This window comes from Verrucomicrobium sp. BvORR106 (assembly GCF_000739655.1).
GTDB lineage: Bacteria > Verrucomicrobiota > Verrucomicrobiia > Verrucomicrobiales > Verrucomicrobiaceae > Verrucomicrobium.
This window is the reverse complement of the sequence record NZ_BATR01000124.1, coordinates 80,042-95,867: the sequence shown is the minus strand read 5'-3', so window position 1 is coordinate 95,867 and position 15,826 is coordinate 80,042. Positions and strand designations below refer to the sequence as shown.

Annotated in this window: 14 protein-coding genes; 4 read left to right on the top strand and 10 right to left on the bottom strand. The window is 59.7% G+C overall.

Annotated features, from left to right (window positions below; genetic code table 11):
* Positions 1-28: 28 nt before the first annotated feature.
* From BV106_RS23400 to BV106_RS23355, 10 genes are all read right to left on the bottom strand, one after another.
* The gene (locus BV106_RS23400) at positions 29-3,445 is read right to left on the bottom strand and encodes a hypothetical protein (protein WP_265596006.1); all 3,417 of its coding nucleotides are present in this window, start codon (positions 3,443-3,445) and stop codon (positions 29-31) included.
* A 78-nt stretch (positions 3,446-3,523) separates the two neighbouring features.
* Positions 3,524-4,558 carry a hypothetical protein gene (locus tag BV106_RS23395; RefSeq protein ID WP_265596005.1) on the bottom strand — a complete coding sequence of 345 codons (1,035 nt, stop codon included), beginning with the start codon at positions 4,556-4,558 and terminating at the stop codon, positions 3,524-3,526.
* Positions 4,559-4,563: 5 nt separating this feature from the next.
* Positions 4,564-5,196 carry a prepilin-type N-terminal cleavage/methylation domain-containing protein gene (locus tag BV106_RS23390; protein WP_038168809.1) on the bottom strand — a complete coding sequence of 211 codons (633 nt, stop codon included), beginning with the start codon at positions 5,194-5,196 and terminating at the stop codon, positions 4,564-4,566.
* Positions 5,193-5,642, bottom strand: coding sequence for a hypothetical protein (locus tag BV106_RS23385; protein ID WP_038168806.1), 450 nt, complete (start codon positions 5,640-5,642; stop codon positions 5,193-5,195). The genes BV106_RS23390 and BV106_RS23385 overlap by 4 nt, the downstream gene beginning before the upstream one ends.
* The gene (locus tag BV106_RS23380) at positions 5,639-6,088 is read right to left on the bottom strand and encodes a hypothetical protein (protein ID WP_038168804.1); all 450 of its coding nucleotides are present in this window, start codon (positions 6,086-6,088) and stop codon (positions 5,639-5,641) included. Before BV106_RS23380 ends, BV106_RS23385 begins: the two co-directional genes overlap by 4 nt.
* 21 nt (positions 6,089-6,109) lie before the next feature.
* Complete coding sequence (locus tag BV106_RS23375) at positions 6,110-6,607, bottom strand: prepilin-type N-terminal cleavage/methylation domain-containing protein (protein ID WP_265596004.1); 498 nt, start codon at positions 6,605-6,607, stop codon at positions 6,110-6,112.
* A gap of 5 nt (positions 6,608-6,612) precedes the next feature.
* Complete coding sequence (locus BV106_RS38830) at positions 6,613-7,395, bottom strand: hypothetical protein (RefSeq protein ID WP_038168802.1); 783 nt, start codon at positions 7,393-7,395, stop codon at positions 6,613-6,615.
* Complete coding sequence (locus BV106_RS23365) at positions 7,388-8,107, bottom strand: hypothetical protein (protein ID WP_038168801.1); 720 nt, start codon at positions 8,105-8,107, stop codon at positions 7,388-7,390. The genes BV106_RS38830 and BV106_RS23365 overlap by 8 nt, the downstream gene beginning before the upstream one ends.
* A 221-nt stretch (positions 8,108-8,328) precedes the next feature.
* Complete coding sequence (locus tag BV106_RS23360) at positions 8,329-10,344, bottom strand: prolyl oligopeptidase family serine peptidase (protein WP_038168800.1); 2,016 nt, start codon at positions 10,342-10,344, stop codon at positions 8,329-8,331.
* A 103-nt stretch (positions 10,345-10,447) separates the two neighbouring features.
* Positions 10,448-11,782, bottom strand: coding sequence for a PQQ-binding-like beta-propeller repeat protein (locus tag BV106_RS23355; protein WP_038168799.1), 1,335 nt, complete (start codon positions 11,780-11,782; stop codon positions 10,448-10,450).
* A gap of 360 nt (positions 11,783-12,142) precedes the next feature.
* Between BV106_RS23355 and BV106_RS23350 the strand changes: the two genes are divergently transcribed.
* The 4 genes from BV106_RS23350 (at position 12,143) to rfaD (ending at position 15,729) form a co-directional block, all read left to right on the top strand.
* On the top strand, positions 12,143-12,646 hold the full coding sequence (locus tag BV106_RS23350; RefSeq protein WP_038168797.1) for a hypothetical protein: 504 nt from the start codon (positions 12,143-12,145) through the stop codon (positions 12,644-12,646).
* Positions 12,647-12,736: 90 nt separating this feature from the next.
* Positions 12,737-14,149, top strand: coding sequence for a glucuronate isomerase (gene uxaC / locus BV106_RS23345; RefSeq protein ID WP_038168796.1), 1,413 nt, complete (start codon positions 12,737-12,739; stop codon positions 14,147-14,149).
* A gap of 105 nt (positions 14,150-14,254) precedes the next feature.
* The gene (locus tag BV106_RS23340; protein WP_038168795.1) at positions 14,255-14,668 is read left to right on the top strand and encodes a four helix bundle protein; all 414 of its coding nucleotides are present in this window, start codon (positions 14,255-14,257) and stop codon (positions 14,666-14,668) included.
* 53 nt (positions 14,669-14,721) lie between these two features.
* Positions 14,722-15,729, top strand: coding sequence for an ADP-glyceromanno-heptose 6-epimerase (gene rfaD, locus BV106_RS23335; RefSeq protein WP_038168792.1), 1,008 nt, complete (start codon positions 14,722-14,724; stop codon positions 15,727-15,729).
* Positions 15,730-15,826 lie beyond the last annotated feature (97 nt).

Here is a 15,826-nt window from a genome sequence, read left to right as displayed (position 1 = left end):
GAAAGAGCAGGTGTCGGATGAGTGGCTGCTAGCGATCAGCCACGTCAGCCGCGAGGATGCGGAAGGTTGGTGCAGAAGCGGTGTTGGCAGGTGCCTGTTTGGCGATGACCACCCTGGCCCACCGTTGGGCCAGCACCACGTCATCGGGATCATTGAATCCCGGTCCGGAGCGGGCCACACCGGTGCGAGCCTGGCCATTGTCACGGATGGTCTGCACGACAATGTAGGCCGTGAAAGCATTGGCCGTCACGCCAGCTTGATTCGTCATCAGGGCCATCGGGGCATTGTAGTAAATGCCACTGCGGTTCCAACCTCCGGGGAAACCGGCGCCGTCCAGCTTGGCGGCTTCCTTCTTGAGATCTTCATTTTCACTGCCCTGGTCGGTTGGATCCGGGAGCGGTGCCGCGCTGATGGCGGGATTCAGTCCGGTCTTGAACCGGGACCACTCGCTCTCCTGATTCTCCTGATGGAAGTCGATCGCCAGGTCGCTGATGAAGTGCCGTACCGGGAACAAGCTGAACCGCGTAACAAAGTGGGACGGTACATAGTGAGAGATGCCCGCCTTGAAGGCGTCGAGGTTCTGGTCTGCGGCGAAGCGACCCTTCAGATAGCCTGCGTTGTCGTTCTTGTCGTCCTTGCGGCCATCCGCACCAAAGGCCAACAACCGCCCCTGCGCAGGGAAGTCAGAATTAAAGTCCAGCCACACATTGCCAGAATCCGCCCCACTCCCCTTGCCCGGCTCCCAGGTCATGTACCCGGGCCCGAAGTAAAAGGCGGCGCTGTTCCCCACCCCCCAGAGCAGGGATTCTCCAGAACGTGCCGGAGAGATGTCTCCACCTATGACCCCCATCCACATGTCCCAGGGGCGTGAGAAGGAGGGATACGGCCGGAGGTGTCGATCTAGGACATAACCTGGATTCTTCTCCACGATGTGCTTGGCCTCCTTGCCGCGGAAGGCTTCGGATCCAGTCACCCGTCGTGCGAAGCCCGTAGCGTTGGGCAACCACACGGCCCGCACCGCGAGGTTCGAGGGGTCCACCTCCTTCTTGAGCTCCGTGAGTGTCAGCCCCCCCTCACGCAGCCCCATGTACTCGTCATGGGCGATGCTCGTGTTGACATTCCAGGCATGCCGGGCGGACTGGGCCTGACCAGATCCGGCCATCCACTGGTTCTGCGTAAGCGCACTTCCGGAAGCATCCGTAAAGCGCACTGCGCCAAACAGATCCATGAGCATCCGCATGGGCGGCCCATTTTGCGGGCTGTTGAGCTGGTACGGAGTGCGCCCCTCGTCGGGTCCCACCATGATGGGGGTCTGGACAAATCCAGAGTGACAGAAGCCGATCTCCCCAACGGACACAAACGGGCGTCCAGCAGGAGCCGAGCACACAAAACTGCGAGCTCCCTTCGTGCCATCGGGTAGCTTGACGAAGTCCCCTACATCCGGCGGAGCCGGTGCTGTCTCCAGATCCCGGTTTTCCAGCCCGGCCGTCTTCAACTTGAAGGCATCCTTGAATTCATCATCAAACTTCATCACCCCCTGAGGCGCCGGCCCCTCCACCGTAGGTGCTTGGTAGATGGCCGTCAGTGAGTCGGGAGCCACGGTCGTGGCTGGCGAGGGAATGCCAGATCCGGCTACTTTGGCGTGGGTGAGGAATTCACCACCGACAGGTCCCGTCAGCAAGGCTGCCTTCCATTGCGGCACCTCCCAGGTGCTGGAGCGAACCGTCAACCGGTCACCCGAGGCGCGACGGACTTTCCCACTCAGGGTCTGTGTCGCATCCGGGGCAAAGGTCCAGGAGGATGCGGAAATGCTCTTCACTTCCTCGTTCAAACTCGGATTATCCGTGGTAGTCACCCCGACACTGCCAGCTTGCTGATGAACGCGGAATCGCCGCCAGGTGTGCCCCAGCGCCCCATAGAAGTGCCCCAGCCCATAGGCACCTGACATAGTTTCATCCCCCGTCCGATGTCCGATCACCGGATCTAGGCTCACCACTCTCTCCAGCGCCGCGGTACGGGGAGACAGACGCATCCATTCAGACACGCGATTGTGCAGGGTGGGATTTGCAGATTCAGTGACCCCATAGGATGCCTCCGGCCAGTCGGTGACATACAGGCTGTCAGAGATCAGACCTGCCACCGTGTCCTTGCAAAACCAGCCCACCGGGCGGTTGCCATCCAAGAAGCCCGCCAGGGACCAGTTGTCGGCCGGTTTGCCGGCATTTTGTCCGGGCTGTGCCATCCGCCACCATTCCCGGGCCCGCTTGCCACCGGGATGCCTGACAGGCACCTGATGCCACACGCTGCCGTCTTTGTTCTTGATCTTCCACCCTTTGATCTGCAGTGGGGCCGCGTACGCACCCGTGAGGTTGTTGAACACCTCAGCTGGCAAAACCCCGAGCCTGACAAACAGGGTGTTTCCCTGGACATGCGCGGACTTGGTGTCCTTGTTCGGTTCAGGAGTCAACGTGTACTGCCCGTTGATCGGGATCACGATCGGGCTGGCGGCCGTTCCCTGCAGAGCCACCGGTGCCACGCCGGAAGCAGGCAGCTTGGCCGTGTACTTGGTCACGCTCCAGTGCAGAGTCCCCCAGCCAACCTCCAACTCGAGGGTTCCCTCGAACGGCTTGGTCTCAAAGGGGTTGGGATTCACGAGGCCGATGGCCAGATCCACGATGACATGGGTCGCAAAGTACTGGAGTCGCTTTCCACCATAGTTGTAGGTGAAGGCTCCATTGGTCTTTTTCAGAATCTTGGCCGGGTCATTCCGGTCGGCTTCTGGCAGCAGGTACAGAGCGCTGCGTGCCCGGGTGGTCACCTCCGCGACATAGGGCATGGATTTGGCGCCGACGATGCCATTCACCGTGTCGATCAACGGAGGCACGGTGTCCGGTTGGGCAAACTCTGCCATGTTGACCAGCATCTGCTGGACGGCAGCGCTTCCGTTGGCAGCGGTGTTGGCATTGCCATCCCCGGCGAAGCGGTTAAAGGAATCTACAAACGTCCGAGACACCCCCTGGTTCGGCCAAGCTGCCGGGTAGTAAGCTTTGTAGTAGGCGGCATCATTCAGCCTCGACCAGAGGGCGTGGCTGCGAATCGCTGCCGTGGACACCATGGCAGACCGGTTCGAAGTGGCCGCCATCTGGAAATCCGTAAGGTTCAGTTTCGGCAGGCCCAAGGGGTCCACCTCCTCCTCATGGCCGAACAAGGTCAGGGAAGATGCCGCAGTCTGGTGAAGCAACTGCTCTTTTGCCTTGGTCTCAGAACTGCCTTTCCCGAAGCGTGTCCAACTGCCCAGGGTCCAGGAGAACATCGGCTTGCTGGTACGATCATTCGCCCAGGCGTTACGGTAGTCTTTCATTGCCGAGGCGACGGTCAGACCCTGTTGGTCTTTGGGCCATGGAGCCTCGAAGTAGTCCCAGTCCACCATACGGGCATCTGCCATGGGGGGCGGGTTGCCATCGCGCCAGCCCAGCCAGGCTTCTCTCTCTTCACTGGCGGCACCTGCCGCGTAACCGCCTACTTAGGCATTTCCGCGGGATGCCTGTTCTTGCACATCCTTTTTCTCATCGTCTCCGGCCGAAGCAGGAAGGTTCTTTTCGAGTTCCTCACGCAGCAGGCGCGCCGAGTTGGACTGCCCTTGGCTGAACCAGGACTCGCCGCCTTCACCACCATCCGTTTCCCCCGCGAGCCGCAGATACTGGGGTTGCTCCCTCCAGTTGCGCAATGGCTGGTCGGCGCGGAGCTTCGTATTCTCCACATCCACCCAATAAGCGTAGCGCCCGATCATGGGATTGGCGCTGGAGGGCGGCTGCGAAGGATCCTTCAGGACAGGAATCCACTGGACCCAGACGGGGCGTTCCCCTGCGGATTGACCTGTGCTAAGGCGGAAGTCCGCATCTGAACCGCTGCCAGCATACGCACCATCACGACGCTCGCGCACCAGCACCTCTGCCCCCTGGGGCACGCCAGACAACAATGTCACTCCCGGCGTGAAGGGATTGTTTGGCGTATTGATGTTGAATGAGACGGCGGGATTGTACGCCGAATTCTCCTTGTCCGCGCTCCCATTGGTGAGGCGAAGATGCTTGAGCCTGGGAGCGAACTCGGCCCAGGAGAACAGTGGAATCCAACGCGGATTGGCAGGTGCTCCGTCAAACGTGGCCGAGAACGGCTGGGAAAAGAAAGCTGGCTGAGCCTTCGATCCCTCAAACACTGCGGCTCCCGTGAGGCTGCCGCGGTTCAGTTTTTCATCGTACCGGCGGACTTCGATCAATCCTGGTGTGGCCGCGACATGCCCTTTTCGAGCGCTCCCTACTCCAGCCTCCACATTGAAAGCCTCGTGGAGCTTGGCGAGGATTTCCTGCTGGGCGGAATCCATCAGTTCTTCGGAAACCAAGTCGTGCTGCCCCCGAGTCGCCGACTTTGAGGCATTCCTGCTGACCGAAAGGAACGTGACGCACAACATCGCGAGGCACCCGCACAAGAGCAGGCTCCACAACAGTGCAGCACCCCGGGACTGACGGATGCGGCGACGGACTATCGACTTGTCGTTCATGATCTTCAGCGGGGACCAACTGGCAGGTTGAGCGAATAGAGGCGCCCTTGCTCATGCGCCGCCTGCACTTCATCGCGGTTGCCTTCCTCCCAGACCCCGGTCAGCCGGGCCTGCAAACTCAGCAGTGTGGGCAGGTTGACTGCGGTCCATCCCGGTTGGCCTTTCTGTGAGACGTCGCTCGATGCCCGAAACTCCGGCTCCCAGGCCATTACTCCTGTGACAACCGGAACCCCAGGGATCGGAGTGGATCCCTCAAGATACTCCTGACGGCTCAACACCGCCTGGCCACGGTCCCACTCGTAGCTGACCACTCGCCAGGCCGACTGGGTAACAGGGGCACCCGCTTCCCGCCGCTTTACGGGAAGGCGCAAACTCATCTTCCACCCATTGGCCGTGGACGAAGCGGAGAGCACAGCCAGATCATCCAGCACCGGGAGTGCGGCAAAGTCCCCCGCCATCAACTGGTGCAACCGGGCCAGCTTCTCAGTGGCAGTCATCTTGCCCGAAGCGGTCCCCACCGTCTCGACCGAGCGGGAGGCGATATCAGCCACCAGGACGCAGATGATAGTGGTGAGTACCACGGACACCATCATCTCCACCAGGGTGAACCCAAGATTGGCACGAGATCCCACCTTCATGGAGTCGGGGCCTTCCTGGTTCGTTGAATCACACATTCCCCCAGCCGGGTGTTGCTCCCAGGCACGGTGAAGACGAGGCGGACCGTTTCAAGGAAATCACTTTGGAACCCGGGGGATTCGCCCCCCTGCATGGCCACCGTGACAAAGGCTGGCCCTCTAGCCGCAGCACCGACGATGGGATTGCCATTCTGATCAAAGTCGCAGGAGGCAGTCCAAGCTCCGCCTTTCAGTCCTTCCGCCGGCCAATCGCCGCCCTTCAACATCTGGCGGATGGTGGTTCTCATGGCCCCCAACTCGCGTTTGCCGGCAGCCAACCGGGCGTCATCCATGCCCACAGCCAGCACTCCCAGCAAAGGCAGCATGGCGATGGCGAGCAATCCCAAGGCACAGGTCACCTCAGAGAGACTGAAGCCACCAGAGCCACGACGGCGGAGTACCGTTTTCATTCGATCCAGACCTCCCCGTTCGCCTCGTTGATCTTGACGACATATACCGGTGGCTTGCCCTCCGGGGCAGAAAATCGAAACTCAAGGATCCCGGTGCTCTCGCCTGCCAGCCTCCCCTCGGGGGTAAAATCCAGCGCCGGGAGTTCCTGCCCTCCATCCTGCACATCAGGATCACTCCACTGGGAAATCTTCCCCGTACCCCAGAGGTCTCTGGATGACACCTGCCCCAAGCCAGCGACGAGCACGGTCTCATTCGCACGGGCTGCCTCGTTCACGAGCCGGGCCCTTTTTACACTTGGCGTGCGGGCGAATGACCGGGGGTACTCCACATACACGCTGTCTCCTGCTGCATCGGCACTGTAGCCATCAGTCCAGAAGCTGGAAGGCTGCCACAGGTGCGCCTCCTGGGCTTTGGCGAAGCCGAGCCCCGCGTAGGAATCCACCACATTTCCAGAGACACTTATTTCCTAAGACCAGTGCGACCACTGCTCATACCCGTCCAGCCCCTGCCACGCCCCCAGCAAGCTGCGCGTGATTGGCACTCTCGAGGTGGGGACAAACTCCCGCAGACCACTGTCAGATTCAATCTCCAGCGTCGGCTGAAGGAGCACGCTGCCGGACAGATCATGTGCTGGCACCTTAAAGATGAACAGCCCGTAGCCCGCAGTGACACTCGTTGACCCGCCCCGCGACGCTTCTTCCGGGGTGACAAACGCGAGTCTCACCAGGGCGTTCTCCCGCAATGCCGCAGAACGCGCCTCGCGAACCGACGCAACAAACTCGATGGCCGCAGGATGAACCCGGTTGCGCACCGCCAATCCGTTCAGTGCCTGCGCCAGCCCTCCTGCCAGGATAGACAGAATCGCCACCACGACCAACAGCTCCACCAAGGTGAACGCGCGCACCCGTCGGAAACGGGTGGGGTCACAGACCTGGGATTGTGGAGTTGGTGCGAGCAGGTCCATGCCAGTCAGACGCCTTCCGCCACTTTGTGAGCAGCCACCCCCGCACTCCCTACGGACGGCGCTTCTGCCGTGGAGGAGCCTTTGGCTGCTGGGGAGGCGGTACGTGAGCAAAGCTTGACCAGCAACTGAGCGGCCCATGCCGCGGCGTTGCTGGCTGAAGTCGTTATTTCCTTGGCACCAGCTTTGACCAAGGCCGTCTGGAGTTCCTTGCAGACATGAGTATCTGCCGGAGGCTGAAGGGAGAACTCCAGCCGCTTGAGCGACGCGGGCCGCAATGACTCAAGGTTCTTGGAAAGCAGCCCTGCTTGCTCATCGGACAGCGGTGTCTCCGTGCCCGCCACCACCAGCCACTTCTCCTGACTGAGGTTCAAATCGGCAAACTTGGAGACAGGGCAGAGAAACGCTCTGAGGCCTTTCGCTTGCGCTTTGGTGACAAACCCCTGCGCGGCCCCTTTCTCGTCCAAGTCCAGCACGGTCACCGACGAACCGGCGGCGGACGGATCTTCCGCCGCACTGCGGGATGCCTGTTTGACGGTCTTCTTGTGCATCAGCCATCCGGAGACCACCAGGAAGGCAAGGAAGAACCCTTGGGAGTCGATCCAAATCCACTTCAGATTGGCTGGCAGAAACTCACCATAGTGAATCCGCTTGAGAGTCTTGCCGACATCACCATCCCACTTGTGGGCAATGAAGGGGCACGACAGCGCAATCAATCCAAGCGTCACCGCCGCCATCATGCCCAGATTGGCATGCCATCTCCGGTTCTTGACCTTCCAGGACTCAGCCATCGGCGCGCCCTTCCTCCTCGACTTTTCCGGCCTGGCCCTCGCCGCGAACCTTTTCCTTGTCCCGACCGTGTTCTCGTTCTTTGCCCTTTTCGTTCTTCTTTTCCTCAGCCGCCCGCTGCAAGACTTCTGCGGGGAGTGCATTGGCTGGCAACTCTGCAAGCACCGTGGTCCATTTGCCTTCAGAACCACGCTTGAAGACGCCAGCCTTGCTTGTGACAAAGACTTCCCCGCTGGCGTTGACCGTCACACTGTGAGCCTCCTGTCCATAGGAAGCTTCCCATTTGCCATCGGAGGCATTTCTCTTGTACACGCCCTTCTTGCTGGCCGCCCACACGGATCCATCCACCCCAAGCGCCAGATCCTTGACATCGCCACCACCGAATCCTTCATCAAGACTCCAAGTACCGTTTTTTCCCAAGAAGATGCCCCCTTTGGTCCCCACGATCGCGGTGCCATCCGCCGTCTCCACAAAGGCTTTCAGTTCGCGGTACTTTTCAGGCTCCATTTTCTCGTACCGCTCTTTTTCTTCCTTTGCCCCCTGAACAACCTTGTTCACGGTCACCTGCTCACCGGCTGCGGCCAGCTTGGTCGCCGACGAGATGAACGGCCAAGCGGCGACAATCCCAAAACCTGCCGCCAGCAGCAGGCCGCTTTTGGGTGACCACCACGAGGGCTTTTTCTGACCAGAAGTTGGAATGGTATTGCGATTCATGAGCAACAATTAAGCAGTTGCGACTCAATCTCGCTTTGATTAGCTTTCAACAGCTAATATGCAAAAGTTTAACTTGCCAACTCCGTGCCATTTTCCACTGGCACATCCAAAATTGCATTAATCCCGGATACTCATTTGGCGTAGAAAAAAATGAGGCGCGGGCTGGAACAGCCCGCGCCTCTTGATGGATCAACGAATAGAGGGACTTACCCCGTTCAGCATCAGTCTTTTGCAGGCACCACCTGCCATTTCGAATCAAAGAACCCTGCATCCACCACTTGGCCTGGTTTTTCCGCATCGGGTGGAGTCGTGACGTCGATCACCGCCCAGTCTGGAAGCTTCGGGTTCTGCAGGGAATTTGTACGATCGTGGGCCTCACGGAAGGTCAGGCCAGAATTGATTACCACCATGCCATGACCAGGCGCTGCGGGCACCTCAGGATGAATCAACGCAGGCACGTGAGTGGCGAAGCTGAAGCGCTTACCGCCGACGGAGACGTCACCCCCCTTCCATTTCACGGGCAGACTGTCGAGACGCTGGGCGATGCATGCGTTGGAGACATCGTCACCCCAAAGGATCAGATTCTCATGAGTCGCGAGGCTGTTTCCCACATCAGAAGCTTTGGCAACAAGTGGATCACCGCGCATGAGTTCCTTCCAACGGCGGATGAAGTGCTCACTCTCCGCCTTCACCCAGGCGTCCACCTGGGGGCTTCGCCCGGGTTTGTCAGGCAACACGATGACGAAACGATTCAGAAAGGCATCCTCAATGGAAGTGCCCCCACTCTTCAACATGGCACGATTGGCCGGGCTCTTTCCAGACAGGTTCCATGAACCATCGGGCTGCTTGGCCAGGAGATAGTACTGGGTCGCGCCACTACCCGGCTGAAAGCGCCGGGGCTCCTGAAAGGTGCTGGTCACGCCATCGATCACGACCGTCCTTGAGGGGCCCGCAGTCTTCCAGGGCACAAGCAACTCCAAGGACTCCACATTCTTGGTCGTTACCGTGACGGTGCTACCCGCCTCATCCAGCTGAGCCTCCACCCGGGTATCCAACATGGGCTCCTTCACCTGCACTACCTGGAGCCAGTGCATCCGGGCGTAACGAGCTGAACGGAACTGGAGGGTCACCTTGTCCGGCTGAAGATTGCGACCTGCCGAAACAGCTTTTTCCACGATCCCGGCCACCTGGTCTCGCACGGCGGGATCGTACTTGTGCCCCATTCCAGGGCCAATCAGATGCTGCAACTGGAAGCCCTGCCCTGCCAGGACTTCGGCCATGTACTCGGCCGTATCCCGCTGCGGGTCATTCTCTCCGCTGTACGCCACCAGCGGCACGTTGAAGAAGTTGCGAGCGTAGTCCGGCACATCGTACACGCCCCACAAGGTCTGCTCATACCACGGCGCGGAGAAGCCAGCCGGCTTCTTTCCCGGCACCCGGTTCAGATAACGCTGCACATCCGCAAAACCGGCCCCGGCATGCACGATGGCCCACTGGTCTGCATAGTGTGCCCCCAGATGCCAGGCACCTGCTCCACCCATGCTGAAGCCCATCAAGGCCACTCTCTGCGGATCGCCATTGAATCGCTTCACGGCATCACTGCGACACTCAAACACATCGGTCTCCCCGGCCGACTTGTAGCCATTGCAGAAGCGGCCGAAGGGATGCACGACAATCGCGTCCTTCGGACGAAACTCGCCGCCCTTGGAGCGCATGCGGCTGGAGATAAAGTGCAGGTCAGTGGCGGTATCACCACGGCCATGCAGCCAGATCCAGAGCGGGACGGCCTTTTTGACCCGTCCCCATTCCAGCCCCTCGGGGATCTCGACACCGTAGGGTTGAGGGGAGTCATCAATGTTGGAGTAGAATCCCAGAACCTTTGAACCAGATCCCTCCAGCCAGGGAGTCGTGTCGTTTTTCATCCCCTCGATGCGGCGGCGCGCCTCAGCGAGCTGGTCCTGCGCCTTTTTCACCCCGTCCTCCGGCTTTTTGTCATACCATTCTCCAAATTCAAGGGCATAGCGCACCGCCTTGAGGAAGATGTCCGCGTCGGCGGCACGGTTGTGTCCACGAACCGCTTCAAATTCCTTGCTCACGGCCGCCAGCTCCTGCTCCAAGGAGGCCTTGAGCTCCGTCGGGATCTCCTTGGCCGGAGGAGGCAGGACGCGGTCAAACGCCGCGGCAGGCAGGGCGAGACTTCCGGTCAACGCCAGTAGATAAAGGGCTAACTGTTTCATGATGGGATGAGATCTGGGAAAGAAAGAGGCGGACGTTTATCATAACGTCCGCCCCGGAAGGCACACAAGACTAGAGAAGGAAATGCACTGTGCCAATGACGCCTTATTTGCCTACGCAGTAGAGGCGGTCCTGGGCCCGGATGTAGAGGTTGCCGTTTGCCACGACGACACAGGCCCGGCAAATCTTGTCATTGTTGGTGGCCGTGGTGCCCTCCTGCCCGAAGACAGCCTGGTGCACGATTTCGAACCCGCCCGTGCCCGCCTTGACCACGAAGACGTTGCCCATGAAGTCGATGGCGTAGATCTTCCCGTCAGCACCGGTTGGCGAGGCCTCAATTTTCACCCGCGTGGGGAATTCTCCACGCCAGATCACTTTGCCCGTCTTGGGCTCCACGCAAGACAGGGACTTGCGGTCGCTGTCGAGCACATAGAAGTTCCCTTGGTAGAAAAGAGGAGTGCTCACGTCGCTGCTGGCCTCCTTGGAGTCTGAGGTCCACACGGGTTCCACGGTCCCGGAGGCATCCAGCTTCAAGCCGTACACCGGTTCTTTCTTCGGGGCGCACACCAGCGCGATACCATCGCCTGCCACCGGCGACGGCACGTGCCGCCAGTGACCGATGCGGGTAGGATTGTAGGAGATCATGCGCCAGAGCTCCTGGCCGGACCCGCCGTCGTGGCAGGTTATGGTGTCACCACCAGAGATCAGCATCAGGCGACGCCCGTTGTGCGTGTGGAAAACCGGGCTGCTGAAGGCCTCAAGTGACTCGGCCTGGGCATCACTGGGGCGCACCTGCCGCCAGATTTCCTTCCCTGTCTTGGGATCAAGCGCGAGGATGTAGCTCTCATTCTTCCCGTTGGGATCGCCCTTCTGTAGCCCGTGGAACTCGAAGGCCTGGTTGCGCTGCAGCACCTGGATGTAGAGTCGGCCATTGTCCAGAACCGGGCTGCTGGAGTAGGTCCACTGGGTGCCAAAATTCCCGTAGTCCTTCCCAAGATCGCGCTTCCACACTTCCTTGCCGGCAAAGTCATAGGCCACCAGCACGCTGGTCCCGTAGAAGAAATAGACATGCTGACCGTCGGTGCACGGCGAAGGGGAGGCCAGATTGCTGCGGTCGTCGTGCTTGTACCCGTCGGTCACCTCATGGCTCCAGCGTTCTTTGCCCGTCTTGGCATCCAGGCAGATCGCCATGAGCTTTTGAGTAGTCGGGTTTGAGGAGCTCACGAAGACGTAGTATCCCCAAACTGCAGGAACCGACGCTGCCGGGCCGGGCATGTCTGCCGCCCATTTGATACCATCCGTCTTGCTGAACTTCTCCGGCAGCCCTGTCTCAGGGCTCGAACCGTCCTGATTGGGGCCACGGAAACCGGGCCAGTTGGCGGCAGAGAGAGATGACCAGGTGGCCAACAAACAGATGGGAAGAAGTCGCGAGTATTTCATAGGCAGAAAAAGGCTGAGATCGAGGCGGGTTTAAGGGATCAACCGCCGTCCAGACGGAGGCAGAGGTTTAACGGTGCGGAAGCCCTGAATTTAACACTGGGCTGGAAGGAATTGGGAAGCACGAAAGGCAACAAGAAAGGAGTTTGTCTAAGAACCTCTGATACTTAGGATATGTTAGGCATATTCCTTATGTCTCTACTTGCCCCAGAATTTTCCAAATCTATAGTCCCAATGAACTGTCGGATCCCCATAATAATTATTTTTAGAAAGCGAATCGATCAATCCGCTTGTAATTATGGTAATTATAGTCAATAATCTGGTGAAACCGACCTCGATATATAATTTCCAACCGCCAACAAAATGAGAGTGTGCTCTATCGAACTCCCTACAGAGAACTACTCGTCCTTCCTGACCAAGGGCTTTGGCACGGTTCGAGTCGGTCGCCGGACGAACACTTTTGGATTCCAGATCGCCACCACCAACCCTGCCCCGCACCCCACCCTGCTGTTCGCGCTGCGGAGTGACGGAGGCGAGTTCCCCGTGGAGTTTGGCATCCGTATCAATCTGGCCACCGGGGAAATCACGGACACGGCCAACAATTCCGGCCTGATCGGCTGGCTGGACCCTACACTCTGGCCGTCGAGCATTGCTCCCTACCCCTTGGTGCTTCGCTGGGAGGTGGAGAACACCGGTCTGGCGCTCATTCCCCGGCTGATCATCGGGGATGAAGAATGGCTCTACCCATCGGTCCACTCCCCGGGTGAGGCTTGGTTCACTGCCACCGCTGGCCACGACCTGGAAGGTGCAGAAATCGGTGCTGTCTATTCGCCTGCCTACGTCTGGTGCGAAGACCGCCTGAACTGACCGTTTTCAGCAGAGCTTTGTGTGCACGGAGTCAGGGCAACTCCTGCACTTCCTGCTTGAGATGCCCCCCCTGCCGCGTTAGGTCGGGACATGGCATTCATCCATGACGACTTCCTCCTGACGACCAAGGCGGCCCGCCGACTTTATCACGAGTTTGCGGAGAACGAGCCGATCTACGACTACCACACGCACCTGCCGGTGGACGAGATCGCGCGTGACCAGCGCTTCGAGAGCCTGGCACACATCTGGCTGGGCGGTGACCACTATAAATGGCGGGCGATGCGCGCCAACGGCATCCCTGAAAGCCACGTCACAGGTCAGGCCCCTTGGAAGGAGAAGTTCCTCGCCTTTGCCAGGACGGTTCCCAACACCCTCCGCAATCCTCTCTATCACTGGACCGCCTTGGAGCTGAAGCGCTTCTTCGGTGTGGACGAACTGCTGAGCGAGTCCACCGCAGAGTCCATCTGGAACCGCTGCAATGAGCAACTGGCCACCCCCGAGTTCTCCTGCCGCAACCTCCTCACTCGCTCGAATGTGCGGGTGGTGTGCTCCACCGATGATCCGACCGACTCCCTGGAACATCATCTGGAAGTGGCCAAACTGTCCGGGTTCCCGGTGAAGGCCTACCCAACCTTCCGCCCCGACGCGGGTATGCGCCTGGAAGATCTGAACGCCTGGAACACCTGGACCAACAAGCTCGCCGAAGTCAGCGGTGAGGCCTGTGACACGCTGGATTCGTTCCTGAGCGGTCTGCGCAAGCGTCACGACTTCTTCCACTCGGTGGGAGGTCGGCTCAGCGACCACGGTCTGACCGCCATGGACACGGAGACGGCAACCGACGCCGAAGCCCAGTCCATCTTCGACAAGGCCCGGACCAACCAATCTCTGACGGCAGGTGATATCGTGCGCTTCCGCTCCTATTTGATGCTGTACTTCGGCCAACTCGATGCGGAAAAGGGCTGGACCAAGCAACTGCACCTCGGGGCGCTGCGCAACACGAATACCCGGCTCTTCAATCAACTTGGGCGCGACATCGGTTGTGACTCCATCGACGACCCAGTTCACGCTGCGGGCCTCAAGTTTTACCTCGATACCCTGGAGCAGCGCGGCCACCTGCCCAAGGTCGTGCTCTACAACCTGAACCCGAAAGACAACTACGTCTTCGCCACCATCGTTGGCAACTATCAGGGCAATGACCAAGGGATCGCCGGACGGATGCAGTTCGGCTCCGGCTGGTGGTTCCTGGACACGATGGAAGGCATGGAGTGGCAGATCAATTCCCTCAGTTCCACCGGCCTCCTCAGCCGCTTCGTGGGCATGCTCACGGATTCCCGCAGCTTCCTCTCCCCTCCCCGCCACGAGTACTTCCGCCGCATTCTCTGCAACCTCGTCGGCCGCGACGTGGAAAACGGCCTCGTCCCCGACGACTACGAACTCGTCGGCACCATGATCAAGCGCATCTGCTATGCGAATGCGCATGAGTATTTTGGGATGGACGTTTAGGCGCCCGCAAGCGGGCTGGTTTAGGCACGATGTTGGTTGAGGCGCTTTGCTAGTTTAGGAGCCTCGCTGGATTCTGGCGGGGCGTTTCAACTCAATTGATCCATCATGAGCGAGGTTCGCGAGCCGCGGCTGTTTGCCTATGAAAAACTGGGCGTCTGGAATGACGCCCGGTCACTCGTGGTGGAGGTGTACAACCTGACCCGATCGTTCCCTAAATCAGAGCTCTTCGGTCTGGTTGCCCAACTCAACCGGGCGGCCGTCTCAGTCGCCTGCAATCTGGCTGAGGGCAGCGCGCGCACAAGCGCCAAGGACCAAGCTCACTTCTCCCAGCTCTCTTACAGCTCGTTGATGGAAGTCAGTTGCCTGCTCACCATCTGCGCCGACCTCAGCTTCATCTCCCCAGACCAGCTCCCTTCCTTGCGGAGCAGCATTGCAAATCTCTCGGCCCGAATCTACAAGCTTCGACAAACCCAACTGTCCCGCAGCGAATCTTCCTCAACCCGGGCGAAGCCCGCCTAAACCAGCGAAGCGCCTCAACCAACGCAGTGCCTCAACTTTCCTCCTCCCCTTCCATGCCTTCCTCCCGTATCCTCGTCACCGGCGGTGCCGGCTTCATTGGTTCCGCACTAGTCTGGGCCCTCAACCAGAGGGGGGAGGAGAACATTGTGGTCACAGACAGTCTGGGCACAGATGAAAAATGGAAGAACCTCGTCGCGCTGAAGTATGCTGACTATCTAGATGCAGCGGACCTGCTCGACGCTGTGACGAACCGGCCGGAGTCGCTGGGCAAGTTCGACGTGATCTATCACCTGGGGGCGAACTCGGCCACGACGGAGCGGGATGCCAATCACCTGATGAAGAACAACTTCGAGTACACGAAGGTGCTGGCTCACTGGGCCATCGCGATAGGGGCGAAGTTTGTGTACGCCTCCTCAGCAGCCACCTACGGCGACGGCGCCCATGGCATGGATGACAAGATGCAGGACATCTCCGTGCTGCGCCCGCTTAACATGTACGGGTATTCGAAACACCTCTTCGATCTCTACGCTCAGCGGGCAGGCATCGCCAAGCGCGTGGTGGGTCTGAAGTACTTCAACGTGTACGGCCCCAATGAGAACCACAAGGGCGACATGCGCTCGGTGGTGAACAAGGCCTTCGACCAGATCCTCACCAACGGCAAGGTCCAGCTCTTCAAGAGCCACCGGCCGGACTTCAAGGATGGCGAGCAGATGCGCGACTTCCTCTACGTGAAGGATGCCGTGGCCATGACCCTTTTCCTCGGCAATCACCCCCTCTCTGGCGGCTTGTACAACCTCGGCTCTGGCCTGGCTCACACCTGGCTCCAGCTGGTCACCGGCATCTTCCGTGCCCTTGAGCTTCCGCCGCACATCGAGTTCATCGACCTCCCGGCGCATCTGCGGGAGAAGTATCAGTACTACACCTGTGCAGACATCAGCAAGCTGCGCCAGCTCGGCTACAAAGACGCCATCACGCCGCTGAATGATGCCGTGGCCGACTACGTCCGGGCCTACATGGTCCCCGGCAAGCTGCTGGGCGACGGCGAAGCCCGAATCGGGTGATTGTTTGTTGTCCGTAGGGATTCTATATCCCAAAAAAGGGCCTGGGAGCAACCGTCGTTGCCCTAGGCCTTTTTTCTGTTCTGCAAAATGTCGTTGA

Coding starts and splice junctions, on each gene's coding strand:
- BV106_RS23400 (WP_265596006.1), bottom strand. CDS start 3,445: ATGGCAGATGCCCGTATGGTGGACTGGGACTACTTCGAGGCTCCATGG.
- BV106_RS23395 (WP_265596005.1), bottom strand. CDS start 4,558: ATGAACGACAAGTCGATAGTCCGTCGCCGCATCCGTCAGTCCCGGGGT.
- BV106_RS23390 (WP_038168809.1), bottom strand. CDS start 5,196: ATGAAGGTGGGATCTCGTGCCAATCTTGGGTTCACCCTGGTGGAGATG.
- BV106_RS23385 (WP_038168806.1), bottom strand. CDS start 5,642: ATGAAAACGGTACTCCGCCGTCGTGGCTCTGGTGGCTTCAGTCTCTCT.
- BV106_RS23375 (WP_265596004.1), bottom strand. CDS start 6,607: ATGGACCTGCTCGCACCAACTCCACAATCCCAGGTCTGTGACCCCACC.
- BV106_RS38830 (WP_038168802.1), bottom strand. CDS start 7,395: ATGGCTGAGTCCTGGAAGGTCAAGAACCGGAGATGGCATGCCAATCTG.
- BV106_RS23365 (WP_038168801.1), bottom strand. CDS start 8,107: ATGAATCGCAATACCATTCCAACTTCTGGTCAGAAAAAGCCCTCGTGG.
- BV106_RS23360 (WP_038168800.1), bottom strand. CDS start 10,344: ATGAAACAGTTAGCCCTTTATCTACTGGCGTTGACCGGAAGTCTCGCC.
- BV106_RS23355 (WP_038168799.1), bottom strand. CDS start 11,782: ATGAAATACTCGCGACTTCTTCCCATCTGTTTGTTGGCCACCTGGTCA.
- BV106_RS23350 (WP_038168797.1), top strand. CDS start 12,143: ATGAGAGTGTGCTCTATCGAACTCCCTACAGAGAACTACTCGTCCTTC.
- uxaC (WP_038168796.1), top strand. CDS start 12,737: ATGGCATTCATCCATGACGACTTCCTCCTGACGACCAAGGCGGCCCGC.
- BV106_RS23340 (WP_038168795.1), top strand. CDS start 14,255: ATGAGCGAGGTTCGCGAGCCGCGGCTGTTTGCCTATGAAAAACTGGGC.
- rfaD (WP_038168792.1), top strand. CDS start 14,722: ATGCCTTCCTCCCGTATCCTCGTCACCGGCGGTGCCGGCTTCATTGGT.